A 26,147-nucleotide genomic window follows, 5' to 3' on the forward strand; every position below is an offset into this window, starting at 1 on the left:
CGGGCTTACCTCCGGGTGCGCGGCTGGGTCCTGCCGGGGGTTCCGAGCAGGCGGAGCAGGCCGAACGTGGCGACGGCGGCGACGGCCACGAAGCCGGCCCCGAGGGCGACGTCCCCGCCGCCGAGGGTGTCGGCCTCGGTGGCGGAGACGAGCAGGGACGTGGTGTCGGCGAGCCCGGTGCTTTCGAGGAGCGTCAGGTGGCCGAGCGCGGTGTCGACGGCGGTCTGGGCGAACGCGCGGACGTCGTCGTCGCGGGTGCCGGCGCGGACGGCGGAGGCGAGGGAGAAGAGGGTGCCGTACTCGGCGCGGAGGCGGTTGACGTAGGCGTGGTCGAACGCGTCGCCGGAGTCCGCGGCGAGCTCGCCCGCCCAGGCGCGTTCCTGCTCGGTCGGCTCGCCGGGGAGGGTGAAGGCGAGCCGGTCGGCGACCGCGCGCAGGGCGACGCCGAGGCGCGCCTGGTCGTCGGCGATGCGCACGGCGACCGCGCGCACGCGCCGGTTGGTGGCGCGCTCGGCGGCCTGCCGGCTCGCCGGCGTCGCCCACAGCGTGTGCTGCTTCAGGCGCGTCAGCAGGGTGCGGTCGGTCTGCTGCAGCTCGCCGGCGGAAGCGGGGAGAACGCAGCCGAGCACGAACGCGGTCGTGGCGGCGAACAAGGCCACGAATCGGAACGGCATCCGTTCTCCCTTCGCGAAGTAGTCCTCACCGGTGGTTACGGAGAAAAGGAGTGATCCGGTTCTCGCCGTCACCTTTTAGTGACTGTGACATGGGTCACAAGACAGAAAATGAACCAGTGCGGTTCGGGCCGGGACTAATGGGGCGCGGAAACTAATGCATATGGCCTATTAAGTGGTTGTGCGCTACGCTCCGGAGGCCCCACGGTCCGCCAGTCAGGTGAGGTTGCGAGCTTTATGGAAGCACTGGGCAGAGAAAGTCGCGGCTCCGTCGGCTACGCCTCGTCCGCGACCGCGGTCGCGCCGCGCCCGGACGCGGGAGACGATCTCGTCCCGTTGCTCTACAAGGACTTCCGCGCAACCCTGTTCGCCCAGGTACTGGCCCTGACCAACCATGATCGACAGTGGACCGAAGACGTCGTGCAGGAGACCATGATCCGCGCGTGGCAGCACTCCGGCACGCTCGAACGCGAGCCCGGAATGCTGCGCGGCTGGCTGCTCACGGTGGCGCGCCGGATCGTCATCGACGGCTGGCGGAATCGCCGGGTCCGCCCGCAGGAGGTCGCTCTGGAGATCCCGGAAAACGCCGAGTCCACCGACCGCGCGGACAGTTCGTTAGCCGCACTAACGATTAGCCGGGCATTGTCGGAACTGGACGAGAAATATCAGGCCGTCATCGTCGAGACGTACCTCGCCGGAAACACGGTCCGGCAGGCGGCGACAATTCTGGGAATTCCCGAGGGAACCGTCAAATCGCGGTTGTACACGGCGATGCGGCAATTGCGGAAAGCGCTCGGGGAAGCAGCGGCCCGGTGAAGGGGAAACACCGGGAGGCGGCGGCCTACGAACTGGGTGTCCTCGACGATTCGGAAGAGTTCGAAACCCACCTGCGCGGGTGTCCCCGTTGCCGGGAGCTCCTCGAGGGGTTCCACCCGGTGTCCGAGGCCCTCGAGGCGGCGGCCCGGCTCGGGTACCTGCCGGGCGGCGGTTCCCCGGGTGGCCCGGCCGGAGCCGGCGACCCGGCGCCCGCCGGCTCCGCCCGTGAGCGAACCGGCGCGGACCGCGGCTACCCGCCGCCGGGCGACGGGGCCGCCCCTGGTCCGAAGCCGGGCGGGTTTTCCGGCCGGCGGGGGATGGTCACCGGAGCACTGGTGCTGCTCGCGCTGGGCGCGGCCGTCACGGCCGCCCGCGCTGCCCGGCCGGCCACCGCGAGAACCTGGTTCGCATCCGCTGCGTCCATCGTCTCCCCTGCTCAGGTCGTGGCCGGTACCGGCGGTGACCTGCGGGATCTCCCGTGGTCAGCCGGTTTCCAGTAGTCTGCCCGAACCCAACATGAAAGTCCTTACGGTGGATACCGAAGTAAATCCCGAGCACCCCGTCAGCGGGGCTTCGGTACCGAAGCGCCCCGCCCCGCGGCTCCCCGGCCGCGAGCCCGAGCTCAGCCGCCTGACCAGCCTGTTCCCCCTCGCGCTCGGTGGCACGGCCGCGAGCGCGGTGCTGGTCGGCGAGTTCGGCATGGGCAAGAGCGCCACGCTCCACACCACCGCCGCGCTGGCCGCGGACGCCGGCTTCACCGTCGCGATCGCCACCGGGTCGCGGCTGGAGAGCCACCTGCCCGGCGGGCTCGCCCGCCAGCTGGCCGAGGCGCTGGACCCCGGCTCGGCGAGCCTCCCCGCCGAGTGCGGCCCGGCCGGCGAGAGCGAAGCGCTGGACCGCTTCTTCCGGATCGTCCGGGACGCGACCGAGCGGGGTCCGCTGTTCCTCGGCATCGACAACGTGCACCTCGCCGACGCCTGGTCCATGCGGTGCCTCGCCTACATCCGGCACCGCGTGCTCGACCTGCCGGTGTTGATCATACTCACGTCCTTGATCGGCCACCCGCCGCACCGCGAGGTCGCGCTGCTGGAGATGGCCGGCTGCACGCCGGCGACGATCACCCTCAACGGCCTCGGCGACGCGGGCGCGGCCGAGATCCTCGGCCTCGCCCAGGGCGAGCTCGCGACCGCGTGCCGCGAGGCGACCGGCGGCAACCCGTACCTGCTGCACGCGCTGCGGCCGCGGCTGCTGCCCGGCGCGGACCCGCACGAGCTCGGCTCGTCGCTGATCGGCCAGGTGCTGCACAGGCGGATGGAGGAGTTCCCGCACGCGCCGGAGATCCTGCACGCGGCCGCGATCCTCGGCGAGGACGCCGGCTTCGACCTGCTGGCCCAGCTCGCCGGCGTCGACGAGTTCGACGCGCTGCAGGCGATCGACACCATGGTCCGGCTGCACGTGCTGAACAACAGCAACGCCCCGACGCTGACCTACCCGTTCGTCCGCAACTCGATCCTCAAGGACATGCCGAAGACCACGCGCGCGGTCAACCACGCGCGGGCGGCGAAGCTGCTGTCGGAGACCGGCGCGCCTGCCGAGCGCGTCGCCGCGCACCTGCTGGACGCGACGTCGATCCGGATCCCGTGGGGCGTCGACGTCCTGCGGCTGAGCGCGCGCAACGCCGTGTTCTCCGGCCGGTCCGAGCTGGGCGCGCGGTACCTGCGGCGGGCGCTGGAGGAGCGGCTGACGTCGGGGCGCCGGGTGGCCGTGCTGCTGCAGCTGGCGCACGCGGAGTTCCAGGTCGACCCGCCGGCCGCGGCGCAGCGCGTGCGGGAGGCCGTCGACACGATCGGCAACCGCGACACGGCCGCGTTCATCGCGTCGGCGATGCTGCTGTCGCTCTGCGGCGGCCAGGACGCGCGGCTGGCGATCAGCGCCGCGGGCCAGATCGCGGCACGGCTCGACGCGGGTGGGCCGGACGCCGTCTGGCCGCTGCTGTGCATGACCTACCTCGCCGAAGCCGGCAGCCGGCTCGGCCCACCGCCGGAGTTCCGCGACTTCGAGGAGCAGTGGGCACCGCTGACCGACCCGGCGGCGCAGCGCAGCCGGTCGGCGCTGCTGGCGCTCGACGCGGTCCGCAGCGGCGAGTCCGCCCAGGAGGCCGTCGGGCACTTCGCGGACGCGCTGACCGGCGACGACGGCGAGCTGTTCGAGCAGCACTACTTCTTCACGCTGGCGACGTCGGTGCTCGCCGACGAACCCGCGCACGTCGACCGGCTCTGCCGCGTCCTCGACGTCGAGCGCGAGCCGTGGGACGTGCACGTCCCGCACGGCGCGCTGCCCACCCTGGCCCGCGGGATCGCGCTGCAGGCCAGCGGCGACCTGCAGCGGGCGAGCGTCCACTTCGAGTCGCTGCTGCGCCGCTTCGACGAGCGCGGCGGGACGACGACCTGCCCGGTCGGCGTGCTGTGCGCGGCGAAGCTCGTCGAATGCTGGGTGGACCTGGGCCGGTTCGAGGCGGCGACGTCGCTGCTGGACCGGATGGACTTCGTCGCGAGCCAGGGCCTGTTCACCCACACGTACCTCCTGTACGCGCGCGGCCGCCTGCGCGTCGCGACCGGGTACACGCGCTTCGGGTTCGAGGACCTGCTCAGCTGCGGGCGCCGGCTCGCCCACCACGGCATGCGGTTCCCGGGGTTCGTGCCGTGGCGCGCGCACGCGGCGCGGGCGGCGCTGGCGCTGGGTCAGGCCGACGACGCGGCCCGGCTGGCCGAAGAGGACATCAACGCCTCCGCCCGCTGGGGCGCGGCGCGGCCGCTGGGCACGGCGTTGACGACGATGGGTCTCGTCCGCGAGGACGACGAAGCCGAGCGCGCGCTGACGAAGGCGATCACGACGCTCCGGTCGTCGCCGGCCCGGCTTCAGCTGGCGACGGCGCTGACCGAGCTGGGCACGCTGCAGGCGCGGCACGGCCAGTCCGAGAAGGCCATCGAGACGCTGCGGCAGGCCGTCGAGCTGAGCGAGCACTGCGGCGCGCGTCCGCTCGCCCGGCGCGCGGCGGAGGAACTCCGGTCGGCGCGGCGGGCGCTGACCCCGGCGAAGGACAACGAGCACGGCTTGACGCGGCAGGAGAACCGCATCGCCGTGATGGCCGCGCAGGGCCTGACGAACCGCGAGATCGCGACGGCGCTGCACCTCACGCGGCGGACGGTGGAGCTGCACCTGTCGGGCGCGTACCGCAAGCTCGGCATCGCCGGGCGCGCGGAACTCGGTGGCGCGCTGGCGAAGTCGCACCGCGGCGGGTGAGTTCCCACCGCGTGGACGCGCGTTGACCGGTCCCGGCGGCGTTGCTCTACTCGGGCCATGTCCCTCGAAGAGCCGTTGAAATTCGCCTACTGGGTCCCGAACGTGAGCGGTGGCCTCGTCACGTCCGACATCGAACAGCGGACGGACTGGGGTTACGAGTACAACAGAGATTTGGCGGTGCTGGCCGAAAACAGCGGGTTCGAGTACGCGCTTTCGCAGGTGCGCTACACGGCCAGCTACGGCGCGGCGTACCAACACGAGTCGACTGGTTTCAGCCTGGCGCTGCTGCTCGCGACGCAGCGGCTCAAGGTGATCGCGGCCGTCCACCCGGGACTGTGGCACCCCGGCGTGCTGGCGAAGTTCATCGCGAGCGCCGACGTGATCTCCGGCGGCCGCGCGGCGGTGAACGTGGTGAGCGGCTGGTTCAAGGGCGAGTTCACCGGCTTGGGTGAACCTTGGCTGGAGCACGACGAGCGCTACCGGCGGTCCGAGGAGTTCATCCGCGTCCTGCGCGAGCTGTGGACGAACGACCACGCGGAGTTCCGCGGCGACTTCTACCGCATCCACGACTTCGACATCAAGCCGAAGCCGGTCGCGGCCCCGCACCCGGAGATCTTCCAGGGCGGCAACTCCACGGCGGCGCGGAAGCTGGCGGGGAGCGTGTCGGACTGGTATTTCAGCAACGGCAAGGACTTCGACGGGTTCTCCGAGCAGGTTTCGGAGGTGCAGGGGTACGCCGCTTCCCATGGAAGGACCGTCCGTTTCGGACTCAACGGGTTCGTGATCGCGCGCTCCTCGGAAAGTGAGGCGCGCGCGGTGCTTCGCGAGATCGTGGCGAAGGCGAACGTCGAGGCGGTGGAAGGGTTCCGGTCGGCGGTGGCCCAGGCCGGGAAGTCCACTTCGGACTCTAAGGGCATGTGGGCGGACTCGGGGTTCGAAGACCTGGTGCAGTACAACGACGGGTTCCGGACCAAGCTGATCGGCACGCCGGAGCAGATCGCGGACCGGGCGATCGAGTACAAGAAGCGCGGGGCGAACCTGCTGCTGCTCGGGTTCCTGCACTACCTGGAGGACGTCGAGCACTTCGGCAAGGAGGTGCTGCCGGTGATCCGGGCGAAGGAGCAGGACCTCGCCCGCGGCGCGGCCACCCCCGAGCCGCTGGGAGTCTGAGCCCGCGGGGGCGCCCCCGTTTTCCACTTTACTCGCGACCACCGACAAAACCGGGCCGCGCTCGAGCGGGCCGCCGCCGGGCTCGCGGAATTGTCGGTGCCTTCCGGTAGCGTGGAAAACGGGGGCGCCCCCGGCGGGCCGCGCCGGGCGTCGATTAGCGTGGGAGCGTGAACTTCTGGGCCGGGGCGGGAAGCCTGGCGCTCCTCGCCGCCGTGCTGGTCTTCGCCATCGTGCGTCCGCGCGGCTGGCCCGAAGCCGTCGCCGCGGTGCCGGCCGCCGGGCTGGCGCTGCTGCTCGGTCTCGTGCGGCCGGCGGCGGCCGGGCACCGGGCCGTCGAAATCCTCCCGACCCTGGGCTTCCTGGCCGCGATCCTGCTTTTGTCCTTTTTGGCCAGTGTCGACGGCGTCTTCACCTGGCTCGGCAACCGCCTGGCCGAGGCTTGCCACGGCAAACCTCGCCGGCTGCTCGTGCTCACCTTCGCCGCGGCGGCCGGCGTCACCGCGATCCTCAGCCTGGACGCCACCGTCGTCCTGCTCACGCCGGTCGTCCTCGCGACGGCCACCAGCCTGAAGCTCCCGCCCCGCCCGCACGTCTACGCCTGCGCGCACCTGGCGAACTCGGCGTCGACGCTGCTGCCCGTGTCCAACTTGACGAACCTCCTCGCCTTCGCCGCGTCGGGGCTGACCTTCGCGGGCTTCACGGCGATGATGGCGTTGCCGTGGCTCGTCACGATCGGCATCGAACTGCTGGTGTTCCTGCGCTTCTTCGCCGCCGACCTGCGTCCGCGCGAGACCGCCGACCCGAAGCAGCACCTCGAGACGCCGACGTTCGCGCTCGTCATCCTGGCGCTGACGCTCGTCGGCTTCGGGGTCGGCCAGCTGGGGCACGTCGAGCCGGTGTGGATCGCGGCGCTGGCGTCGCTGATCCTGGGCGTCCGGGCGCTGGCGCTGGGCAAGATCAAGCCGTGGCAGCTGGTCACCGAGGCGTCGCCGCAGCTGGTCCTGTTCGTGCTCGGGCTGGCGGTCGTCGTGGAGGCGGTCTCGGAGCACGTCCTCGGCGGGCTGCTGCGCGACGTCCTGCCGACGTCGACGGGCCTGCTCGACCTCCTCGTGGCCGCGGGCGTGGCGGCCCTCCTGGCCAACCTGGTCAACAACCTCCCGGCGACGCTGATCCTGCTGTCGGTCCTGGGCCCCCACCCGGCGCCGGGCGTGCTGCTGGCGGTCCTGCTGGGCGTGAACATCGGCCCGAACGCGACGTACCTCGGCTCGCTGGCGACCCTGCTGTGGCGCCGCACGCTGCCGGAGCACCCGTCGGCGAAGACGTTCCACGTCCTGGGGGCGATCACAACGCCCGTGTGCCTGGCCGCGGCGACGGGAGCGTTGTGGCTGAGCCTGAGCGTGGCGAGCTAGCCCGTGGCCGACATGTCGCTGAGCCTCGAGCAGCTCGAAGGCCAGGCCTGGGGCGGCCCGCCCGCCGACGCGACCCGCCTGGTCCGAACGGCTCACGAGCTCCGGCGCAAGCCGGTCGGTGACCTGAGTGCCGAAGATCTCCGGCTCCTGCTGCTCCAGCGGGTGAGCATCGAGCTGCTCGTGCCGCTCGCGCTCGACCTCCTGGAGCGGGATCCCCTCGCCGAGGGCGACTGCTACCCCGGCGACCTGCTGGTCGCCTTGCTGAAGGTGCCGCCGGCCCATTGGCGACGGCACCCCGGCGAACTCCGCCGGGCGTCGAGCGTGGTCGAGAGGCTCGACAACCAGCCTGGCACGCCGGAAAGCGTCCAGCGGCAGATCGACGTGTTCCGCTGAGGCTCAGCCGGGCATCGAGATCGTCTGGCCCGGCTTCATCGTCGCGCCGCAGTCGTCCAGGGGGCCGCCGAAGCGGTCCGCCGCCACTGCCGGGATCGTCTTCGCCGCGTAGTCCTGGGCCGCCTTCAGCTTCGCCGGGTCCGTCACCGCGTCCTTGCGCACCCAGTCGCCGTTGCGCAGGCCCTCGATCGGGGACGAATAGATCAGCACGTAGTCGCGGTCCAGGCGCGGGTCCAGCGCGATGCCGTTGCCCGCGGCCCACGGGCCCCACGAGTGGATGAACGTCGGCTTCACCGTGTCGAACACGTAGTTCCGGAGGCCCGCCAGGTCGTTGTCGTGGACCAGGTCCGCGATCGGCTTGTTGACCAGGCCCGCCATGTCCACCAGCTCGAGCCGGCTCGTCATCGACGAACCGCCGAGGTCCGGCAGCAGCAGCGACGCCTTGCCGATGCCCAGGATGTCCGCGTACGTGTTGAAGCCGCGGCCGAAGCGGTCGGCCACCAGGCACGCCGTGATGTTCGGGTTCTTCGCGAACTTGTCCGCCGCGGCCGCGAACCCGACCGCCGACGGGACGAACGCCCCCACCAGCACGACCACGATCCCGATCCGCAGCAACGCCCGCCGGTGCTTCAGCAGCTCGCCCGCCGACAGCGTCCCCGCGATGACGGCCAGCGGCCACACGGGGCTGGCGAACCGGTGCTGGTACATCCAGTCGGCGACCATCACGCCGTACGCGACGATCCCCAGCCCCAGCGGCACCAGCAGCGCGACCAGCGACCGCCGCCACGGCGCCTTGACCAGCGCGAACACGATCACCAGCGCCAGCAGGACCACGCCGGCCCAGCCCGCGTAGCCCGCCAGCTCGAACGGCCGCTTCAGAGCGTCGATGCCGGGCAGGCCCTGCTGCTTGGCCACCGACGGGTTGGCCAGCAGCCGCCCGAACTCCGCGTGCCGCCAGACGACGTACGCGCCGAACGGCACCGCGAACGCCGCCACCGACAGCAGCGCCAGCCGGAAGCTCTTCCAGAACAGGCCGCCGCGCAGCAGGAACAGCGCCGCGAGCGGGTACGCGCCCGCGTAGATCAGGCCTTCCGGCCGGGTCAGCGCCGCGAACGCGACCATGACACCGGCCCAGAGCGCGACCTTCGGGGTCAGCAGCCGGTCGTTGCGGACCGCCACGAACAACGTCACCGCGAGCGTGACGACGGCGAACGCGAACAGCGAGTTCTCCAGGCCGGACACGACCCAGATGACGAACGACGGGATCGTCGCCAGCGTCAGGCCGGCGACCAGCGTCGCCAGCCACGCGAAGCGCGTGAAGATCTGCTTCGCCGCGATGTAGCAGGCGGTCAGGATGCCGCCGGTGAACAGCAGGCCCAGCGCCTTCGGGAACAGCACGTAGTCCGGGAGCCCGAAGAGCGAGCCGTGGTCGAAGAGGCCGACGAGCTTGCCGAGGCCGAGCAGCACCATCCACGTCGGGTCGGAGAAGCCCTCGACCGGCGGGGCGCCCGGCTGCAGCACCGGGCCGAGGCCGTCGGCGAAGCTGCGGGCGTAGGAGAAGGTGATGGCGGCGTCGTCGACGATCCAGTGGCCGTAGCGCGTGGCGTGGGCGGCGACCGCCGCGACGCCGGCGAGCACGGCCAGCACCGGCGCCAGGCGCGCGCCCAGGCCGCGCGTGGTCGTCGCGGGCGCCGGGTCCTCGGGGACGTCGCTCGGGGAGGTCTCGGTGAGTGCGCTAGCCGTCATGTCCTCGTCACTGTTCCGCCCGCAGGCTTCTGCCGGTGGGATACGCGCGAGCTGGCGCCCCCTGAAGTGGACCCAGCCGTGGATCCGCCACCGCGGCGACGCGGTCGAGACACTCTAGCCAATACCCCATCGGGGGTCCGCCACGCGTCGGCGTTGACCGTGATCCACCCCACATTTTCCGGGTCAGGCCAGGTGTGAGGTGTCGTTGACCAGCCGGACCGAAGCGTTCCCGTCCGGGTAGAACTCGACGATCGACAGCGACGCCAGATCGAGGTGCAGCCGGAACAGCAGCTGCGGTCCCGCGTCGAGGCCCATCCGGAGCAGCGTCTTGATCGGCGTCACGTGGCTGACCAGCACCAACGTCTTGCCGCCGTGCTCGGCGATGAGCTCGTCGCGGGCCTTGCGGACGCGCCGGTGGACGACCTCGAAGCTCTCCCCGCCGGGCGGCGGCACCGAGCTGTCGCCGAGCCACGAGGAGTGCAGTTCGGGGTCGCGGTCGGCCGCTTCGGCGAACGTCAGGCCCTCCCAGTCGCCGAAGTCGGTCTCGATGAGGCCGGGGTGGGTCTCGACGCGGCCGCCGAGCGCGTCGGCAACGGCCTGCGCGGTCTGCTTCGTGCGCGTGAGCGGCGACGAGATGATCGGGACGGCCTCGCCGTCGACGACCAGGCCGTCCATCGCGGCCAGCCGCTTCGCCGCCGCGGCGGCCTGGGAGCGGCCCAGCTCGGTCAGCGGGACGTCGCCGCGGCCGGAGTAGCGGCGCAGCGCCGACATCTCCGTCTGGCCGTGGCGCAGCAGGAGCAGCCGGGTCGGAGTGCCTTTCGCGCCGGTCCAGGCCACGGCGGCGCGGTCGGGCTTGCGGGTCGGCAGCTTCGGCGCGGGCTTCCCGGCGGCGGGCTTCCCGGTGGCCGCGTCCATGGCTTCGTTCGCGAGCCGGTCCGCGTGGGAGTTCTCCGCCCGCGGGATCCACTCGTACTTCACGCGCGAGAAGCCGGCCGCCAGTTCCTTGGCGCGTTCGGCGAGCGGCTGCATGTCCGGGTGCTTGATCTTCCAGCGCCCGGACATCTGCTCCACCACGAGCTTCGAGTCCATCCGGACGTCCACAGTGGACGCTCCGAGCTCGGCCGCGGCGGTCAGCCCGGCGATCAGGCCGTTGTACTCCGCGACGTTGTTCGTGACGACGCCGAGGCTTTCCTTGCGCTCGGCGAGGACCTCGCCATCGCTGTCCTTGACGACCGCGCCGTAGCCGGCCGGCCCCGGGTTGCCCCGGGACCCGCCGTCGGCTTCGACGATGACATGCGAGGTCACAGACCCGACTCCATGGTCCGGACCAGGATCGCGCCGCAGTTCTCGCACTGGATGACGTCGTCCTCCGGCGCGGCCTTGATCTCGGCGATCGTGTTGCGGTCCATCTCCAGCTGGCAGGCGCCGCAGCGGCGGGCCCGCAGCAGCGCGGCGCCGATGCCCTTGTGCTCGCGGACGCGCTCGTACAGCTTGAGCAGCGGCTCCGGGAAGCGCGGCAGCAGCTTCGCGCGGTCTTCGTCGCGGCGGGCGCGGGTGGTGTCCAGGTCCTTGAACGCCTCGTCGCGGCGGGCGATGGCGGCGGCGACCTCGGCCTCGGCCTTGTCGACCTCGGCGCCGGTGCGCTGCGCGTCCAGGCCGAGGGCCTCGCGCTGCTCCATCAGCTCCAGCAGGTCGTCCTCGAGCGCGCTCTGGCGGCGCTGCAGGGTCTGCAGCTCGTGCTCGATGTCGGTCATCTGCTTCGAGTTGACCGACCCGGACGCCAGGAGCTTGCGGTCGCGGTCCTCGCGGGCGCGCACCGACTCGATCTCCTTCTCCTGCCGGGCGATCTCGCGGTCGAGGTCGGAGGCGGCGGTCTCCACGGACACGAGCGCGTCGCGGCGCTCGCGGGCGGTCTTCTCCCCCGCGTCGATCTCGGCCAGCTCGGGCAGGGTGCGGCGGCGGTGCGCGGTGCGCGAGAGCTCGGCGTCCACCTTGGCGAGCTCGAGCAACTGGCGCTGCACGGCGGGTTCGGCCTTCACGGTGCTCCTCTTAATTCGATGTGCGCTCGGCGCGGACGTTCCACGGGTCGGTGCACCGCGTGGAGACGTAGGTGTCGACGTTACCCGCAAACGCGTTGCCGATGACCGCCGAGGCTTGCCCGCACCAGGGCCATTCGCTGGCCCAGTGGGTCAGCCCGACCAGCGCGGGCACGGCGCCCGGGTTCGCCAGGTGCTCGCCGGCGGGGTGATGCCGCAGGTCGGCGGTGACGAACGCGTCGACGCCGGCCGCGGTGGCCTGCTTCAGGTAGGAGTCCCCGGCGCCGCCGGAGACGGCGACGGTGCGGATCGGGCGGTCGGCGTCCCCGGCGCCGAGGACGCCGGGCACGGTCGCGGGCAGGGCGTCGGCGACGCGCTGGACGAACCGCGCGAACGGCTCGGCCTCGGGCAGCTCGCCGAGGCGCCCGATGCCGGTGACGCCGTCTTCGTTGGGGGTGAGGGGGCCGGTGACGCGCAGCCCGATCGCCTGGGCGAGGGCGTCGGACACGCCGGGGTCGGCCGAGTCGGCGTTGGTGTGCGCGCAGAAGAGCGCGATGCCGTCGCGGATCATGCGGTGGACGAGCGCGCCCTTGGCGGTGTCGGCCGGGACGCCGTGCACGCCGCGCAGGAGCAGCGGGTGGTGGGCGACGATCAGCTGCGCGCCGAGGGCGGCGGCTTCGTCGATGGTTTCGGCGACCGGGTCGACGCAGAAGAGCACGCGCGTGACGGGCTCGGCGGGGTCGCCGCAGACGAGGCCGACGGCGTCCCACGACTCGGCGAGCGCGGGCGGGTACGCCTGCTCCAGGACGGTGATGATTTCGGAAAGCGCGGGCACCGGGGGATCTTCGCATGTACGGTCGCGGGCCATGCGAGTACTGGCTGTGCTCTTCGCGGTGGTGTCGGGCCTGGTCCTGGCGTCGGTCCCGGCGTCGGCTTCGGCTCCTGGCCTGTGGCGCCTGACGGACCTGGCGGCCCAGCGCGTCGCGATCGCGGACCAGGTGGCGGCGGCGAAGTACGGCACGCCGTCCCCGATCGACGACCCGGTGCGCGAGCAGCAGATCTACGACTCGGTGTCGGCGCAGGCGCCGGCGCTGGGCCTGGACCCGGCAGACGCGGTGCGGTTCTTCCGCGCGCAGATCGAGGCGAACAAGCTGGTGCAGCGCGGGTGGTACGCGCGCTGGGACGCGCACCCGTCGGAGGTGCCGACGACCCGGCCCGATCTGGGCCAGATCCGCCCGGTGATCGATCGGGTGAACGCGGGATTGCTGACGGAGCTGGCGGCGACGTTGTCGCTGCGTGAGTCTCGCCTGTGCCCGGCGCGGCAGCTGGTGGCGGCGGGAGTGGCGGACGTGGTGCACCGGTTCGACGCGCTGCACGCGCGAGCGTTGGGCGAAGCGACGTCGGCGACCTGCTTGCCGGCTTAGGGGGCGCCCCGGCGGCGGGTCCACTGCCGCCGCCGCGAGCGCCGGTGCAGCGTCAGTTGCAGTTGCCGCAGCAGCCGCAGCCCTGTCCGGTGCACTTCGAGCAGCACCCGTGCATGTCGCTCTCCTTCCGGTTCGCGTCCTCGCGTGATCGACGCTAAGTGGCGCCGCGGGGCGCCGGGTACCGCCGAGCGAGCGGGTGACCGGGTGAACCGGCCGGTTACGCTCGCGGGCGTGACGCACCTCGTCTTCGTCTGCTCCGGCAACATCTGCCGCTCCCCCATGGCCGAACTCGTCTTCCGCGCGAAGCTCGACGAGTCCGGAATCGACGATGTCCGCGTGACCAGCGCGGGCACCGGCCCCTGGCACGCCGGCGAACCCGCCGACAAGCGGGCCCGCGCCACGCTCGAAGCTCACGGCTACCCCTCCGAACACGTCGCCTCCGAAGTGTCCGACGAAGACCTCCACGCCGACCTCCTGCTGGCCGCCGACGAGGGGCACGCCGAGTTCCTCCGCGCTCGCGTCGACGATCCGGCGAAGGTGCGGCTGCTCCGCTCCTTCGACCCGTCCGCGCCCGAAGGCGCCGAGGTCCCGGACCCCTACTACGGCGGTGACGACGGTTTCGAGGACGTCCTCGGCATGATCGAACGCTCGGTGCCCGGTTTGCTGGATTGGGTGCGTTCGCGCGGGTAGAGGTCACAACCGGCGGAGGTCGGCGGGCGGGCGCGCCGGGGTACGGCCTACCGTGGTGGGGTGCGGTTGCGGTTCCTGCTCAAGCCCGGGTGGCTGGCTCTGACGGTGGTGGTGTTCGCCTTCGCCATCTGCTGCTTCACGCTGCTCTCGCCGTGGCAGTTCAGCCGCAACGCCGAACGCGAGCAGCAGAACTCCGCGCTGGAGGCGTCCTTCACCGCCGCGCCGCTGCCGCTGGCGCAGCTGCTGCCGCCGGGCAGCGTGCCCGACCAGCGCACCGAATGGCACCTCGTCTCGATCAGCGGCCAGTACCTGGCGGACAAGGAAGTCGTCGCGCGGCTGCGGACCGTCCAGGGCGAGGGCGCCTTCGAGGTCCTGACGCCGCTGCGGACCACCGACGGCACCGTCGTCCTGATCGACCGCGGGTACGTCCGGCTCGACAGCAAGTCCGGCGTGCTGCCGTACGCGCCGCCGCCGCCCGGGATCGTGCAGGTCACCGCGCGGGTGCGCGCCGACGAGACCGACCCGAAGAACCGGGACGCCTTCGCCGACGCGTCGACCGGCGGGCAGCTGCAGAGCTACGTCGTCGACTCGCGGGTGGTCGCGCGGGCCGCGAAGCTCGACATCCGGCCGGGGTACTTCCAGCTCGACACCGGCCAGCCCGGCGTGCTGGGCGCGCTGCCGCTGCCGCAGACCGACTCCGGGCCGTTCCTGTCCTACGCGCTGCAGTGGATCGCGTTCGGCGCGATGGCGCTGCTGGGCTGGCTGTACTTCACCGTGCGCGAGCTGAAGCCGGGCGGTGCGCTGGACCCGACGTCGGAGGCGCCGACGCGCCGGAAGTCCGTCGCGGAGATCCTGGCCGAAGACGAGCTCGCCGAAAGTGGCCATCAGAAATAGCGCCGCAATGGACCTTCGGCAAGGCCACTTGCGGTGGTGACACTGGGGTCATGCTGATCCACCCCTGGGACGCCGCCGAAGACGCGGAATGGCGCGCGTGGCTGGCCGGGCACGACTTCGGCCAGCTGATCGCCGGCGGCGCGGGCCGCGACCTGCCGGTGGTGACGCCGGCGCACTTCGCGTTCGACGGCGACGACACGATCCTCACGCACCTGGCGCGCCCCAACCCGATCTGGCCGCTGCTGGAGGAGCACCCGCGGGCGCTGCTGACGGTCGTCGACGACTACACGTACGTCCGCGCGGACTGGAACACGGCCGGCGACCCGGCGGTCGGGGTGCCGACGTCGTACTACGCGACGGTGCAGCTCGAGGGTGACGTCCGGCTCGTCGACGACCCGGAGGCGAAGGCGGCGTTGCTGGACAAGCAGCTGCGGCACTTCGAACCGGACGGCGCGCGGGCGCCGGTGAGCGCGCCGGAGGCGCCGGACCGGCGGTTGCTGCCCGGGATCCGCGGGATCGAGTTCACGATCACCGGGGTGCGGGCGAAGTTCAAGTTCGGCGGGAACAAGACCCCCGAGGACCGCGCGCGGATCGGCGGCAAGCTGGCCGAACGCGGCGGGCGGCTCGACGCGGAGGCCTTGGCGCAGCTGCGCCGCCGCGGCTGAGGGCCCTCAGCCGCGACGCACGGATCGCGTCAGCCGCCGCAGCCCGGGACCGGGAGCACGTCCAGGAAACCGTGGATGGTCTCGCCCGTGGTGTGGTTCACCGCGTCCGCGGTCATGTGCTGGGTGACGCCCGGCTGGTTGGCGGTCGGGTGCTGCTCGCGGATCCCCGTGGTCGCCGAGACGTCGTCGCCGGTGAAGAAGACCTTGCCGTTGTCGGCGAAGGTTATGCTCCAGGTCTGGCCGGCGACGTTGGTGTGGATCTCGAACTCTTCGCCGACGACGAACGACCCGCCGGGCCCGTCGTCGTCGTGCTTGGACTTCAGCGTGAACGACGTGCCCAGGCTGCCGAAGCCGTCCTGCTCGTAGGTGGGCCCGCAGTGGCGCTTGGCCTCGGCGGTGCCGGTGACGACGAGGGTGAACAGGCTCGCGGTGACCACGCCCACCGCAATGTGCTTGTACCGCACGAAAATCCTCCCATTATCGCGAAGCGTTGCCTACGCCTGTCGATACGCGGAGGAGTTACAACGTCAACGCGAGCGGCGCCAGAGACCCGCGACGACCGCGAGCAGGACCGAGGTGACCCCCGCCAGCCACCCGACGACGCGGGACAGCTCCACCGCCCGCGTCACGTGCCCGGCATCGGGGTTCCGCCCGACCCCCAGCACCGGCAGCTCCGCCACCCCGTGCGGGTAGACCGTCCGCCCGCCTACGCGAACTTCCAAGGCTCCGGCGAACGCCGCCTCGACGCGGCCCGCGTTGGGGCTCGGGTGGGCGATCGTGTCGCGGCGCCACGCCCGCCACGCGCCCCCCGCCGAACCGCCGACGACCGGGGCCGCCAGCACCGTCAAGGCCGCCGCCACGCGGGTCGGGACCAGGTGGACCAGCTCGTCGAGCCGGTCGATCGCCCAGTGGCCCGGCCGGCCCACGCGCGCCCGGCGCAGCAGGCTGACCGTGCGCGCTCCGAGCAGGCCAGGGACACCCGCGACCGCGCCCCAGACCAGCGGAGCGACCACCGCGTCCGACGTGTTCTCCGCGACCGTTTCCACCGAGGCGCGCGACAGCCCCACCAGGTCCAGGCCGTCGGCGACGCGGGGGTCCAGTTCGGACAGTGTCGCGCGGGCCGGGTCGAAGCGGGACTCCTCGAGGTCGCGGGCCAGCTCCGTGCCCTGCAGCGCCAGGCCGGCCGCGCCGAGGACCGCCCAGGTCGTCACGGCCGTCGCCGACGCCTGCACCAGCGGGCGGCCGCGGCCGGCGCGTTCGAGCAGGAGGCCGCCGGCCACCGCGACGCCCGCGACCACCGCGCCCGTGCGCTGCGGGAGGCGGCGGAACGCCGTCACCGGGAGGCGCCGACGGGGGTCGCCGAGGGCGCCGTCGGCCGCCACGCCCAACACCAGTCCGATCGCGCGCGCCGCGCTCACCCGTGCCCCCCGGCGGAAGAAAGTCCAGTACCCGACGAGGCTACTCGACCAGCGCGGCGATCTCGTCACGCGCCTGGACGACGATGTCGCGCATCGCCCGCTCCGCCCGGTCCGCGTCCCCGGCGGCCACCGCCGCGGCCACCTCCAGGTGCCACGCCACCGCCTCGGGCTGCGGTTCCGGCGGCATCAGCCCGTGCCCGGTCCGGCCGGTGAGCACCTCGGCGACGACCTCGGACAGCTGCGCGAACATCGGGTTCCCGGACGCGCCGAGCAGCAGGTCGTGGAACGCGATGTCGAACTCGAGGAACGTCGTGAGGTCGCGGGCCCGGGCCGTGCGCGCCAGCCGCTCCCCCAGCGCGCCGAGCCGGCCGCGCTCCTCCGGCGTCGCGCGCAGGGCGGCGTACCGCGCCGCGCAGGGCTCGATCGCCGAGCGCAGCTCGTTCAGCATCGCCAGGGCCGCCGGGCGCGCGGGGCCGTCGAGCTGCCAGCGGATCAGGCGCGGGTCGTAGTGGTTCCACTCCGCCTGGTCCCGGACGATCACGCCGACCCGGCGCTTGCTGCTGGTCAGGCGCATCGTCTCGAGCACCCGGACGACTTCGCGCGCCACCGTCCGTGAAGCACCGAAGCGCTCTTGGAGCTCATCGGAGCGCAGGACGGTGCCCGGCTCCAGCTCTCCGTTCGCGATCGCCGCGCCGAGGGCGTCCAATGCTTGTTCGTGCTTCACCTGGCCAACTTAGCGATCTGACTCGATTAAGTAGTACTTCATCTTGAATAAGTAGTACTTTTGAGTTTGACTCACCTGGGCACAACGAAGTGGAGGTGCGGATGACCGTCATCGTGGTGATGGGGGTGTCAGGCTCCGGCAAGACGACGATCGGCACGGCGCTCGCGAACGCGCTGGGCGTCGAATACGCCGAGGCGGACACGTTCCATCCGCAGGCCAACATCGACAAGATGACGGCGGGGCATCCCTTGACGGACGCCGACCGCGCCCCTTGGCTCGAGGCCATCGCCGGCTGGATCCGCGACCACCAGGACTCCGGCGGCGTCGTGACGTCGTCCGCGCTCAAGCGCCGGTACCGCGACGTGCTGCGGACCGGCGGCGACGTCTGGTTCGCCCACCTGCACGGCGACCGCGAGATCCTCGCCGAACGCATGAAGTCGCGTTCGGGTCACTTCATGCCGGTGTCCCTGCTGGACTCCCAGCTCGCCGACTTGGAACCGCTCGAAGCGGACGAGCCCGGCGCGATCTTCGACATCCGCGAAACGCCGGCTGAGATCACCGAAGCCGCCCTGACCGCTTTCCAGGAGCACGCGTGAACACCGTCCTCGCCGCCGGCTGGACCGGCCACGACACCCGCCTGATCGTCGCGACCGTCGTCGCGATCGCCGTCATCGTCGTGCTGATCACGAAGGTGAAGCTGCACCCGTTCCTGTCGCTGGTGCTCGGCTCGCTCGTGCTCGGCCTGACCGCCGGGATGCCGGTCGACAAACTGCTGAAGAGCTTCACGACCGGCGTCGGCAGCACGGTCGCGTCGGTCGGCATCCTGATCGCCCTCGGCGCGATGCTGGGCAAGCTGCTGGCCGACTCCGGGGGTGCCGACCAGATCGTCGACACCGTGCTCGGCAAGGCCCGCGGCGCCGCGCTGCCCTGGGCGATGGCCCTCGTGGCGGCGCTGATCGGGCTGCCGATGTTCTTCGAGATCGGGCTCGTGATGCTCATCCCGGTCGTGCTGCTCGCGGCCAAGCGCACCGGGAAACCGTTGATGCTGCTGGGAATTCCGGCGGTCGCCGGGCTTTCGGTGCTGCACGGCCTGGTCCCGCCGCACCCCGGTCCGCTCGCCGCGGCGGGCGCGCTGAACGCGAACGTCGGCGTGACGCTGGCGTTCGGCCTGCTCGTCGGCATCCCGACGCTCGTCGTCGCGGGCCCGCTGTTCGGCAAGCTGGCGGCCCGGCTCGTCCCGGACGCGACGCCGCCCGAGCGCCTGGTCCCGGAGCGCGCCGACACGGACAAGCCGCGCCCGAGCTTCGCCGCGACGCTCACGACGGTGCTCCTGCCGGTCGTGCTCATGCTGGCGAAAGCGCTCGCGGACATCCTGCTGGGCAAGGAAAACCAGGCGCGCCGCGTACTGGACTTCATCGGTGACCCGCTGATCGCGCTGCTGGCGGCGGTCCTGGTGGGCATGGTGCTGCTCGGCCGTCCCGCCGGCCTGGACCGCGCGCGGCTGTCCACTGTGCTCGCCGACTCACTGGGCCCGATCGCGGGGATCATGCTGATCGTCGGCGCGGGCGGCGGCTTCAAGCAGACCCTGGTGGACGCGGGCGTCGGCGACGTCATCACCAGCCTGGCGAAGGACGCGAACCTGTCACCGCTGCTGCTCGGCTGGCTGGTCGCGGTGGCGATCCGGCTGGCGACGGGTTCGGCGACGGTCGCCACGGTCTCGGCGGCGGGCATCGTCGCCCCGCTGGCGGCGGGGATGGACCCGTCGCACAGCGCGCTGCTGGTGCTGGCGATCGGGGCGGGGTCACTGTTCTTCTCGCACGTCAACGACGCCGGGTTCTGGCTGGTGAAGGAGTACTTCGGGCTGTCGGTCGGGCAGACGCTGAAGAGCTGGTCGGTGATGGAGACGCTGATTTCGGTGGTGGCGATCGCGTTGATCCTGCCGCTGTCGCTGGTCGTTTAGCGGACGAGGTCACGATCCCGATCTACGCGTAACACCGCCGACCCGATCAGCGTCTTCCGGACGTTCGCGACGGGAAGGTGGGATCGCATGGGACTCATCCGGAAGACGCTGATGGTCGGCACGATGGGTGCTGTCCGCGGCAGCAGCAAGAAGCAGCGCGTGGCCAAGGCCCAGCTGAAGGAGCTGCGTGTCCAGACGAAACTCCAGCAGGCCCAGGCCAAGCAGCAACAGCAGGCCCAGCCCGCGCCCCCGGCCGCGCCACCGCCCGGTTGGTACCCGTCACCCACGCAGCCCGGCTCGACGCAGTGGTGGGACGGCGCGCAGTGGACGCCGTCCTTCGCGCCGACGACGTAACCGGGCGGCGGCGGAAGCCGCCACCGCAACCCAGCCGATACCGAAGGCCGTCACCCGCACAGGGTGGCGGCCTTCTTCCTACGTTGACATGTGACCTTTTGGTCACCTATTCTCGCTGACGTGCCCGACGACGACCTGGTGTTCAAGGCGCTGGCGGATCCGACCCGCCGGTTCCTGCTCGACCTGCTCTTCGAGCGCGACGGCCGCACGCTCACCGAGCTGGAGACCCAGGTCGACATGACCCGCTTCGGCGTCATGAAGCACCTGAAGCTCCTCGAAGAGGCCGGACTCGTCGTCGCGCGGAAGGAAGGTCGCGAGAAGCGGCACTTCCTCAACCCCGTGCCGATCCGGGAGATCCACGACCGGTGGATCGACAAGTACACCGAACGCCACGTCACCGCCCTGCTCGACCTCAAGAACGAACTGGAAGGCGAAGAACCATGACGACCACCGTGCAGGTCCACCGCGTCTACATCAAGGCCACCCCCGAGCGCATCTGGGAAGCCATCACCAAGCCCGAGTGGACGCAGAAGTACGGCTACACCGGCCTCGCCGACTTCGACCTCAAGGTCGGCGGCAAGCACCGGACCCGCCCGACGCAGGCGTTCATCGACGCCGGGTTCACCGGGGACCTCGTCGACGGCGAAGTCCTCGAAGTCGACCCGCCGCGCAAGCTCGTCATCACCTGGAAACTGCTGCTGGGCCCGGAAGGGATGGGCGCCGAGCCGTACACGACGCTCACCTACGACATCGAAGCGACGAAGACCGCCGGCACCAGACTGACCGTCACCCACGACGTCACCGGCGCGCCGCTGACCGCCGAGATGGTCGGTGGCGTGCACGAGGACATCAACGCCGGGCCGGGCGAGAACGCCGGGGGCGGCTGGGCCTGGGTGCTCTCCGACCTCAAGTCCCTGCTGGAGACCGGCGAGATCCTGGTTCCGTAGGGGGTCTGGCGGGGCCTGTCTCGCGCCGCTTCGAGGCAGGCCCCGCCAGGGTCTTCAGACGCGCTGGGTCGCCGCCTTCAAGGCCGCCTTCGCGGCCTCGGACGCGCCCAGCGTGTCGAGTCCGAACAACGCCGCTCCCACCACGGGGTTCACGTCGACGACGCGGACCACCGCGCGCGGCGCCACCTTCAGGCACCGCTTTTCGATCTCCGCGATCACCGGCGCGCCGATGCCGGTCAGGACGCCGCCGCCGAGCACGATCTCCGGCGCGTCCTCGGTCAGGTCCAGCTCGCGCAGGATCACCGCCGCGAAGACGCTGACCTCCTCGACGAACCGCGTCACGATCTCCTGCGCGACCTCGTCGCCCGCCGCGGCGACCTCGAACAGCAGCGGGCACAGGCCGTGGATCGAGGCGGCGGGGATTTCTTCGAAGTGCAGGCCCTGCACGACGTCCAGCAACGTCGGCTTGCCGAAGTACGCCGCCACCGCCGGCATCAGCGCGGTCCGCGGGCCACGGCCGTCTTCGGCGCGCACGGCCCACCACAGGGCTTCCTCGCCGAGCCGGTAGCCGCCGCCCCAGTCGCCGGAGATCTTGCCCAGCGCGGGAAAGCGGTGGACGCGGCCGTCCGGGCCGACGCCGGCGCCGTTGATCCCGGCGCCGCACACGACCGCGACACCCACCCCCGCGCTGCCCGCCCGGAGCAGCGCGAGGGTGTCGTTGCCGACCGTCAGGGTGTCGCTCCACCCGCGCGCGGACAGCGCCGCGTGCAGCGCTTCCTCCTCGCGCGGGAAGTCCAGTCCGGCCAAGTAAGCCGAGGTGTGCACCGCGAACGGCTTCTCCCCGAAGTCCGCGTAGGCCTCCAGGACCAAGCCCTCCAGCGCCGTGACGCACGCCGCGACGCCGATGTTCTGCGGCGACGCGCCGGGGCCACGGGACTTCCCCAGCACGACGCCGTCTTCCGAGATCACCAGGACCTCGGTCTTGCTGTTGCCGCCGTCGATCGCGATAATCGCAGGCCTCATCCGCGCGCCCAGGGCAGGTACTCGCGGTTGATCTGCACCAGCGAATCGGCGAGCGTGTCGGCCTTCGAGTACTGGCCGACCAGCGGGTGCGCCAGCAGCGCGTCCGCCACGCGGTCGCGGCCGCCCTTCAGCGCCGCCTCCAAAGCCAGGAACTCGTACGCCGTCGTCGCCGCGATGAGGCCCGAGAACCGCGGCTCCACCGGCAGCTGCGGAACCGGGGTCGCCCCCTTCGAGTCCACAATGGACCGCGCCTCGATGACGGCGTCGTCCGGCAGGAACGGAAAGGTCCCGTCGTTGCGGACGTTCACCACGTGCTCCTCGGCCGGCCCGCCCGCGGTCAGCGCATGCACCAGCTGCACGGCGGCTTCCGAGTAGTACGCGCCACCGCGCTTCTCCAGCGACTCCGGCTTGGTGTTCTGCTCCGGGTCGAGGTAGATCTTCAGCAGCTCTTCCTCGACGTCGGAGACGACGTCCGCGCGCGGCCGCTCGGTGCGCTGCTTGGTGACCTGCTCGTCGTGCGCGTAGAAGTACTTCAGGTAGTACGACGGCACGACGTTCATGCGCCGCAACCACTTCTCCGGCACGGAGACCTCGTTGGAGAGGTAGTCCAGGTGCTGGTCCAGCAGCTCGGGCAGCCGGTCGACGCCGTCGACGAGCGCGCCGCGTTCCCAGCTCAGGTGGTTCAGTCCGGTGTGGACGAGCTTGACGTCGTCCGCGCCGACCCCGAGCAGCTTCCCGAACTGGCGCTGCAGGTTGATCGCGACGTTGCACAGCCCGACCGCGCGGTGGCCCTCGTTGAGCAGGGCGCGCGTGACGATGCCGACCGGGTTGGTGAAGTTGACGATCCACGTGTCGTCGCCGGCGATCTTGCGGACGCGGTCGGCGATGTCGAGCACCACCGGCACCGTGCGCAGCGCCTTCGCCAGGCCGCCCGCGCCGGTCGTCTCCTGCCCGACGCAGCCGCAGGCGTGCGGGAACGTCTCGTCCGAGCGCCGCGCCCGCTGCCCGCCGACGCGCAGCTGGATCAGCACGGCGGAAGCGCCGTCGACGCCCTCCTCGAGCGACTGCGTCGTCCGGACCCGCGCGGGGTGGCCGGCGTGGTCGAGGATCCGCTGGCTGAACCCGCCGACGGCCTCGACGCGGTAGGCGTCCGGGTCGACCAGCACGATCTCGTCGACGTCCAAAGTGGACCGGCGCCCGGCGATCCCGTCGATCAGCTCCGGCGTGTAGGTGGACCCGCCACCGACGACTGCCAGCTTCATCCCTTGACTCCCGTGAATGTGATGCCCTTGACGAACGACTTCTGGGCGAAGATGAACAGCACGATCACCGGCGCCATGATCAGCGCGGTCGCGGCCATCGTCATGTTCCACTCGACGTGGTGCATGCCGCGGAAGGAGGCGATCGCCAGCGAAAGCGGCCAGTGGTCCTGGTTCTCGCCGGTGTAGAGCAGCGGCCCGAAGTAGTCGTTCCAGGTGAACAGGAAGCAGAACATCGCGGTGGCCGCGATCCCCGGCTTGGCCATCGGGATCAGCACCCGGACCATCGCCTGGAACTCGTTGCAGCCGTCGATCTTCGCCGCTTCGATGTAGTCCTTCGGAATGGTGAGGAAGAACTGGCGGAGCAGGAAGATCGAGAACGCGTCGAAGAAGAAGTACGGCACGATCAGCGGAACCAGCGTGCCGGTGAGGCCCAGCCGGACCCACAGGTCGTACAGCGGCACGACGGTGACCTGCGGCGGCAGCAGCATCGCCGCCACGGTCAGCATGAAGAACAGGTTCTGCCCGCGCCACCGCAGTTTCGCGAGCCCGTAGGCCGCCGGGATCGCCGAAAGCAGCGCGCCCGCCGTCGCCAGCGCCGAATACAGCAGGCTGTTGCCGAAGTATTCGAGCAGCGGCGCCTTCTGGAACACCTTGACGAAGTTCTCGAAGTGCCATTCCGTCGGCCACAGGCTCGCCGTCATCGCCTGGTCGCTCGCCATCACCGCGGTGAGGAAGACGAACAGGACGGGCAGCATGAAGATCACGCCCATCGCGATGCCGACGGAATGCAGCGCGATGAACGACAGCCGCTTGTCCCAGTTCCGCTTGAACCGCACCTTCGGCGGTACGCCCGCCGTACGCTGCGGCGCTTCGGCCACGGCGGTCATGCGCCCTCCTCCTGGTGCTGGGACTTCCGCAGCTGACGCACGAGAATCCACGTGAACGCCGCGCTGACGATGAACAGCAGGACGGCCATCGCCGCCGCGTAACCCATGTTGAAGTAGCGGAAACCCTGGACGTAGAGCCAGATCGGGTACGTCAGCGTCGAGTTCTGCGGCGCCCCGATGAGTTTCGAGTTGCCGGCGACGTCCGCTGTCCCGGCCGACGCCGAGGAAGCGACGATCGCCTGCGTGAAGAACTGCAGCGCGTAGATGATCGAGTTGACCACGCCGAACAGCAGCACCGGCGAGATCGACGGCAGCGTGACGTGCCAGAACCGGCGGATCGGGCCGGCGCCGTCGAGCTCGGCTGCCTCGTACTGCTCGGTCGGGACGTCCAGCAGCGCGGCCAGGATGATGATCATCAGCTCGCCGGAGCCCCACAGCGCCAGCAGCGTCAACGCCGGCTTGGACATGGACGGGCTGTTGAACCAAAGGCCGCCGTCGATGCCGAAGAGCCGCAGGAACCGGTTGACCGGGCCGAACTCCGGGTTGAACACGAAGACGAACGCCAGCGTCGCCGCCGCGGGCGGGGCGAGCGTCGGCAGGTAGCAGAGCGTCCGGACCAGGCCGACGCCCGACTTGAGCCGGGAGATCACCGAGGCGACGCCGAGGGAGAACACCACCCGGCAGACCGTCAGGACGACGACCAGCCACAGCGTGTTGTACGCGGCCGTGCCGACCAGCGGCTCGCTGGTGAACATCCGGACGTAGTTGTCGAAGCCGACGAACACCGGCGCGTTGATCAGGTCGTACCGGGTGAAGGAGTAGTAGACCGTCGCGATCAGCGGGTAGCCGAAGAAGATCAGGAACCCGACGAACGCCGGGGCCATGAAGAGGAAGACGGTCCGGCGGCGCTTGGCCCGGCGGCCCCCCGCCCGCGCCTTGCTCGGCGCGGACGGGGAACCCTGGGCTTTTTCCGCGAGCGTGGACGTCATCCGCCCGCGCCCTTCTGCTTCAGTTCGTCGTCGATCTGCGCGTCGACCTTCTGCAGGCCCGCCGTCAGGTCGGGCACCGAGCCGGCCTGCCACTTCTCGGCGAAGTCGTTGACCGCCTTGAGGTGCGCGTCGCCGATCGGGGTGGTCTGGTTGGCGACCAGCTTGCCGCTGTCGTAGATGTCGAGGAACGTCTTGAACTGCGGCTGCAGGTCCAGGCGCGGCGAGGTCAGCGACGCCTTGGTGCTGGGCACGTTCTTCAGGCCGTTGGCCATGTCGACCAGGGTGTCGGTGTCCAGGGTGACCTGCTTGATGAGCTCCCACGCGGCGCCGGGGTTCTTGGCGCCCTTGGGGATCGCGATGATCGTGCCGGTGGTGAAGCCGCCGCCGTAGTGGTCGGCCATGCTGTCGAGCACCGGCGCGGGCGCGGTGCCGTAGTTGACGTCCGGCGCCTGGTCCTTGAGGAACGCGGTGCGGAACTCGCCGTCGTAGATCATCGCCAGCTTCTTCTTGTGGAAGCCGTGGTCGGCGGAGTACTCGTCACCGAGGCCGGCCTTGAACTGCTCGACCTTGTCGTGGCCGCCGTAGAAGTCGATGAGCTGCTTCTGGAACTCGAACATCGCCTTCCAGCCGGGGTTGGTGGCGAGGTCCGACTTGCCGTCCGGGCCGAGGAAGGGCGCGCCGAAGTTCGGCGCCCAGTACTGGGCCTGGTTGGCGTAGAACGGCATCGAGGGCAGGAAGCCGGCGACCTTGATCGACCCGTCCGGGTTGAACTCGGTGAGCTTCTTGGTGGCCTCGAACAGTTCCGACGTCGTCTTCGGCGGCGAGGTGATGCCCTTCGCCGCGAACATGTCCTTGTTGTAGTAGAGCCCGTAGACGTCGGCGAGCATCGGCATCGCGCACCGCTTGCCCTGGTACTCGGTGTAGTTGCGGACCGCTTCCGGGATTTGGTTCAGGTCGATCTTGTCGCGGTCGATGTAGGGCTTCAGGTCCTGGAAGCTGCCGTTGGAGCACCAGGCGCCGAGGTTGTCGGTGTAGAAGGAGATCGCGACGTCGGGTGGGTTGCCGCCGCGGATCGACTGGGTGAGCTTGTCGTCGTCCTGGTTGCCCTCGTGCTTGATCTCGATGTTCGGGAACTTCGTCTTGAGCTTGTTGAGGCCCGCGGTGACCACGCCGTACTCGCGGTCGGTGAACTTGGAGTACACGGTGATCGTGAGCTTGTCGTCCTTGCCGGGCGCGGCCGCGGGGTCACCACCGCCGCTCGGGGCGGCGGCGCCGGAGCAGGCGCTGGTCAGCAGGACGGACGCCGCGGCGGCGGCCACAAGCAGGGCGCCTCGTCGGGTCCGGGTGGTAGGGGGCATGGCCCTCC

The 26,147-nt window shown here is 71.1% G+C and carries 28 protein-coding genes; 15 read left to right on the forward strand and 13 right to left on the reverse strand.

What is annotated here, in order from left to right; translation table 11 throughout:
* Positions 1–5: 5 nt before the first annotated feature.
* Complete coding sequence (locus ACIRSS_RS27650) at positions 6–674, reverse strand: DUF4142 domain-containing protein (protein ID WP_400899876.1); 669 nt, start codon at positions 672–674, stop codon at positions 6–8.
* 234 nt (positions 675–908) lie between these two features.
* Here ACIRSS_RS27650 and ACIRSS_RS27655 point away from each other — a divergent pair, with 234 nt between their 5' ends.
* The 6 genes from ACIRSS_RS27655 (at position 909) to ACIRSS_RS27680 (ending at position 7,762) form a co-directional block, all read left to right on the forward strand.
* Complete coding sequence (locus ACIRSS_RS27655) at positions 909–1,487, forward strand: sigma-70 family RNA polymerase sigma factor (protein WP_400899878.1); 579 nt, start codon at positions 909–911, stop codon at positions 1,485–1,487.
* Positions 1,484–1,987 (forward strand): hypothetical protein, encoded by a 504-nt coding sequence (locus ACIRSS_RS27660; RefSeq protein ID WP_400899880.1) that lies wholly within the window; start codon positions 1,484–1,486, stop codon positions 1,985–1,987. The genes ACIRSS_RS27655 and ACIRSS_RS27660 overlap by 4 nt, the downstream gene beginning before the upstream one ends.
* Before the next feature lie 31 nt (positions 1,988–2,018).
* On the forward strand, positions 2,019–4,790 hold the full coding sequence (locus tag ACIRSS_RS27665) for an AAA family ATPase (protein WP_400899882.1): 2,772 nt from the start codon (positions 2,019–2,021) through the stop codon (positions 4,788–4,790).
* Positions 4,791–4,847: 57 nt separating this feature from the next.
* Positions 4,848–5,960 (forward strand): dimethylsulfone monooxygenase SfnG, encoded by a 1,113-nt coding sequence (sfnG, locus tag ACIRSS_RS27670; protein WP_400899884.1) that lies wholly within the window; start codon positions 4,848–4,850, stop codon positions 5,958–5,960.
* Positions 5,961–6,127: 167 nt separating this feature from the next.
* A complete protein-coding gene (locus ACIRSS_RS27675) occupies positions 6,128–7,369 on the forward strand; it encodes an SLC13 family permease (RefSeq protein ID WP_400899886.1) in 1,242 nt (413 codons plus the stop codon).
* Positions 7,370–7,381: 12 nt separating this feature from the next.
* Complete coding sequence (locus tag ACIRSS_RS27680) at positions 7,382–7,762, forward strand: contact-dependent growth inhibition system immunity protein (RefSeq protein ID WP_400901869.1); 381 nt, start codon at positions 7,382–7,384, stop codon at positions 7,760–7,762.
* 3 nt (positions 7,763–7,765) lie between these two features.
* Here the strand turns inward: ACIRSS_RS27680 and ACIRSS_RS27685 are convergent, their stop codons facing one another.
* The 4 genes from ACIRSS_RS27685 to ACIRSS_RS27700 all read right to left on the reverse strand — a co-directional run bounded on the left by ACIRSS_RS27685 (position 7,766) and on the right by ACIRSS_RS27700 (position 12,379).
* On the reverse strand, positions 7,766–9,508 hold the full coding sequence (locus ACIRSS_RS27685; protein WP_400899888.1) for a hypothetical protein: 1,743 nt from the start codon (positions 9,506–9,508) through the stop codon (positions 7,766–7,768).
* A gap of 183 nt (positions 9,509–9,691) precedes the next feature.
* Positions 9,692–10,813, reverse strand: coding sequence for a bifunctional RNase H/acid phosphatase (locus tag ACIRSS_RS27690; RefSeq protein ID WP_400899890.1), 1,122 nt, complete (start codon positions 10,811–10,813; stop codon positions 9,692–9,694).
* The gene (locus tag ACIRSS_RS27695; protein ID WP_400899892.1) at positions 10,810–11,547 is read right to left on the reverse strand and encodes a zinc ribbon domain-containing protein; all 738 of its coding nucleotides are present in this window, start codon (positions 11,545–11,547) and stop codon (positions 10,810–10,812) included. The genes ACIRSS_RS27690 and ACIRSS_RS27695 overlap by 4 nt, the downstream gene beginning before the upstream one ends.
* Before the next feature lie 10 nt (positions 11,548–11,557).
* Positions 11,558–12,379 (reverse strand): Nif3-like dinuclear metal center hexameric protein, encoded by an 822-nt coding sequence (locus ACIRSS_RS27700; RefSeq protein ID WP_400899894.1) that lies wholly within the window; start codon positions 12,377–12,379, stop codon positions 11,558–11,560.
* A gap of 31 nt (positions 12,380–12,410) precedes the next feature.
* Here ACIRSS_RS27700 and ACIRSS_RS27705 point away from each other — a divergent pair, with 31 nt between their 5' ends.
* The 4 genes from ACIRSS_RS27705 to ACIRSS_RS27720 all read left to right on the forward strand — a co-directional run bounded on the left by ACIRSS_RS27705 (position 12,411) and on the right by ACIRSS_RS27720 (position 15,217).
* Positions 12,411–12,968 carry a chorismate mutase gene (locus ACIRSS_RS27705; RefSeq protein ID WP_400899896.1) on the forward strand — a complete coding sequence of 186 codons (558 nt, stop codon included), beginning with the start codon at positions 12,411–12,413 and terminating at the stop codon, positions 12,966–12,968.
* Positions 12,969–13,199: 231 nt separating this feature from the next.
* Positions 13,200–13,658: a low molecular weight protein-tyrosine-phosphatase gene (locus ACIRSS_RS27710; protein WP_400899898.1), complete on the forward strand. Its 459-nt coding sequence runs from the start codon at positions 13,200–13,202 to the stop codon at positions 13,656–13,658.
* Between the two features lie 60 nt (positions 13,659–13,718).
* Positions 13,719–14,552, forward strand: coding sequence for an SURF1 family protein (locus tag ACIRSS_RS27715; RefSeq protein WP_400899900.1), 834 nt, complete (start codon positions 13,719–13,721; stop codon positions 14,550–14,552).
* Between the two features lie 50 nt (positions 14,553–14,602).
* Positions 14,603–15,217 (forward strand): FMN-binding negative transcriptional regulator, encoded by a 615-nt coding sequence (locus tag ACIRSS_RS27720; protein ID WP_400899902.1) that lies wholly within the window; start codon positions 14,603–14,605, stop codon positions 15,215–15,217.
* Positions 15,218–15,246: 29 nt separating this feature from the next.
* Here ACIRSS_RS27720 and ACIRSS_RS27725 read toward each other — a convergent pair whose 3' ends face one another.
* From ACIRSS_RS27725 to ACIRSS_RS27735, 3 genes are all read right to left on the reverse strand, one after another.
* On the reverse strand, positions 15,247–15,681 hold the full coding sequence (locus ACIRSS_RS27725) for a hypothetical protein (protein WP_400899904.1): 435 nt from the start codon (positions 15,679–15,681) through the stop codon (positions 15,247–15,249).
* A 63-nt stretch (positions 15,682–15,744) separates the two neighbouring features.
* The gene (locus tag ACIRSS_RS27730; protein WP_400899906.1) at positions 15,745–16,635 is read right to left on the reverse strand and encodes a cobalamin biosynthesis protein; all 891 of its coding nucleotides are present in this window, start codon (positions 16,633–16,635) and stop codon (positions 15,745–15,747) included.
* A gap of 40 nt (positions 16,636–16,675) precedes the next feature.
* Positions 16,676–17,359 carry a FadR/GntR family transcriptional regulator gene (locus ACIRSS_RS27735; RefSeq protein ID WP_400899908.1) on the reverse strand — a complete coding sequence of 228 codons (684 nt, stop codon included), beginning with the start codon at positions 17,357–17,359 and terminating at the stop codon, positions 16,676–16,678.
* A 101-nt stretch (positions 17,360–17,460) separates the two neighbouring features.
* On the opposite strand from ACIRSS_RS27735, the gene ACIRSS_RS27740 reads away from it, so the two are divergent.
* The 5 genes from ACIRSS_RS27740 (at position 17,461) to ACIRSS_RS27760 (ending at position 20,620) form a co-directional block, all read left to right on the forward strand.
* On the forward strand, positions 17,461–17,955 hold the full coding sequence (locus ACIRSS_RS27740; RefSeq protein WP_400899910.1) for a gluconokinase: 495 nt from the start codon (positions 17,461–17,463) through the stop codon (positions 17,953–17,955).
* Entirely contained in the window at positions 17,952–19,319 is a 1,368-nt protein-coding gene (locus tag ACIRSS_RS27745) for a gluconate:H+ symporter (protein ID WP_400899912.1), read from the forward strand. The genes ACIRSS_RS27740 and ACIRSS_RS27745 overlap by 4 nt, the downstream gene beginning before the upstream one ends.
* A gap of 87 nt (positions 19,320–19,406) precedes the next feature.
* Complete coding sequence (locus tag ACIRSS_RS27750; RefSeq protein WP_400899914.1) at positions 19,407–19,673, forward strand: DUF2510 domain-containing protein; 267 nt, start codon at positions 19,407–19,409, stop codon at positions 19,671–19,673.
* Between the two features lie 120 nt (positions 19,674–19,793).
* Positions 19,794–20,117: an ArsR/SmtB family transcription factor gene (locus tag ACIRSS_RS27755; protein WP_400899916.1), complete on the forward strand. Its 324-nt coding sequence runs from the start codon at positions 19,794–19,796 to the stop codon at positions 20,115–20,117.
* Positions 20,114–20,620: an SRPBCC domain-containing protein gene (locus ACIRSS_RS27760; protein WP_400899918.1), complete on the forward strand. Its 507-nt coding sequence runs from the start codon at positions 20,114–20,116 to the stop codon at positions 20,618–20,620. Before ACIRSS_RS27755 ends, ACIRSS_RS27760 begins: the two co-directional genes overlap by 4 nt.
* Positions 20,621–20,674: 54 nt before the next feature.
* Here ACIRSS_RS27760 and ACIRSS_RS27765 read toward each other — a convergent pair whose 3' ends face one another.
* The 5 genes from ACIRSS_RS27765 to ACIRSS_RS27785 are packed head-to-tail and all read right to left on the reverse strand — an operon-like array spanning position 20,675 to position 26,139.
* Entirely contained in the window at positions 20,675–21,643 is a 969-nt protein-coding gene (locus ACIRSS_RS27765; protein ID WP_400899920.1) for an N-acetylglucosamine kinase, read from the reverse strand.
* Positions 21,640–22,905: a 6-phospho-beta-glucosidase gene (locus ACIRSS_RS27770; RefSeq protein ID WP_400899922.1), complete on the reverse strand. Its 1,266-nt coding sequence runs from the start codon at positions 22,903–22,905 to the stop codon at positions 21,640–21,642. Before ACIRSS_RS27770 ends, ACIRSS_RS27765 begins: the two co-directional genes overlap by 4 nt.
* Positions 22,902–23,792 carry a carbohydrate ABC transporter permease gene (locus ACIRSS_RS27775; protein WP_400899924.1) on the reverse strand — a complete coding sequence of 297 codons (891 nt, stop codon included), beginning with the start codon at positions 23,790–23,792 and terminating at the stop codon, positions 22,902–22,904. Before ACIRSS_RS27775 ends, ACIRSS_RS27770 begins: the two co-directional genes overlap by 4 nt.
* Positions 23,789–24,781, reverse strand: coding sequence for a carbohydrate ABC transporter permease (locus ACIRSS_RS27780; protein WP_400899926.1), 993 nt, complete (start codon positions 24,779–24,781; stop codon positions 23,789–23,791). Before ACIRSS_RS27780 ends, ACIRSS_RS27775 begins: the two co-directional genes overlap by 4 nt.
* A complete protein-coding gene (locus ACIRSS_RS27785; RefSeq protein WP_400899928.1) occupies positions 24,778–26,139 on the reverse strand; it encodes an extracellular solute-binding protein in 1,362 nt (453 codons plus the stop codon). The genes ACIRSS_RS27780 and ACIRSS_RS27785 overlap by 4 nt, the downstream gene beginning before the upstream one ends.
* Positions 26,140–26,147 lie beyond the last annotated feature (8 nt).

It is taken from the genome of Amycolatopsis sp. NPDC101161 (assembly GCF_044768185.1).
GTDB lineage: Bacteria > Actinomycetota > Actinomycetes > Mycobacteriales > Pseudonocardiaceae > Amycolatopsis.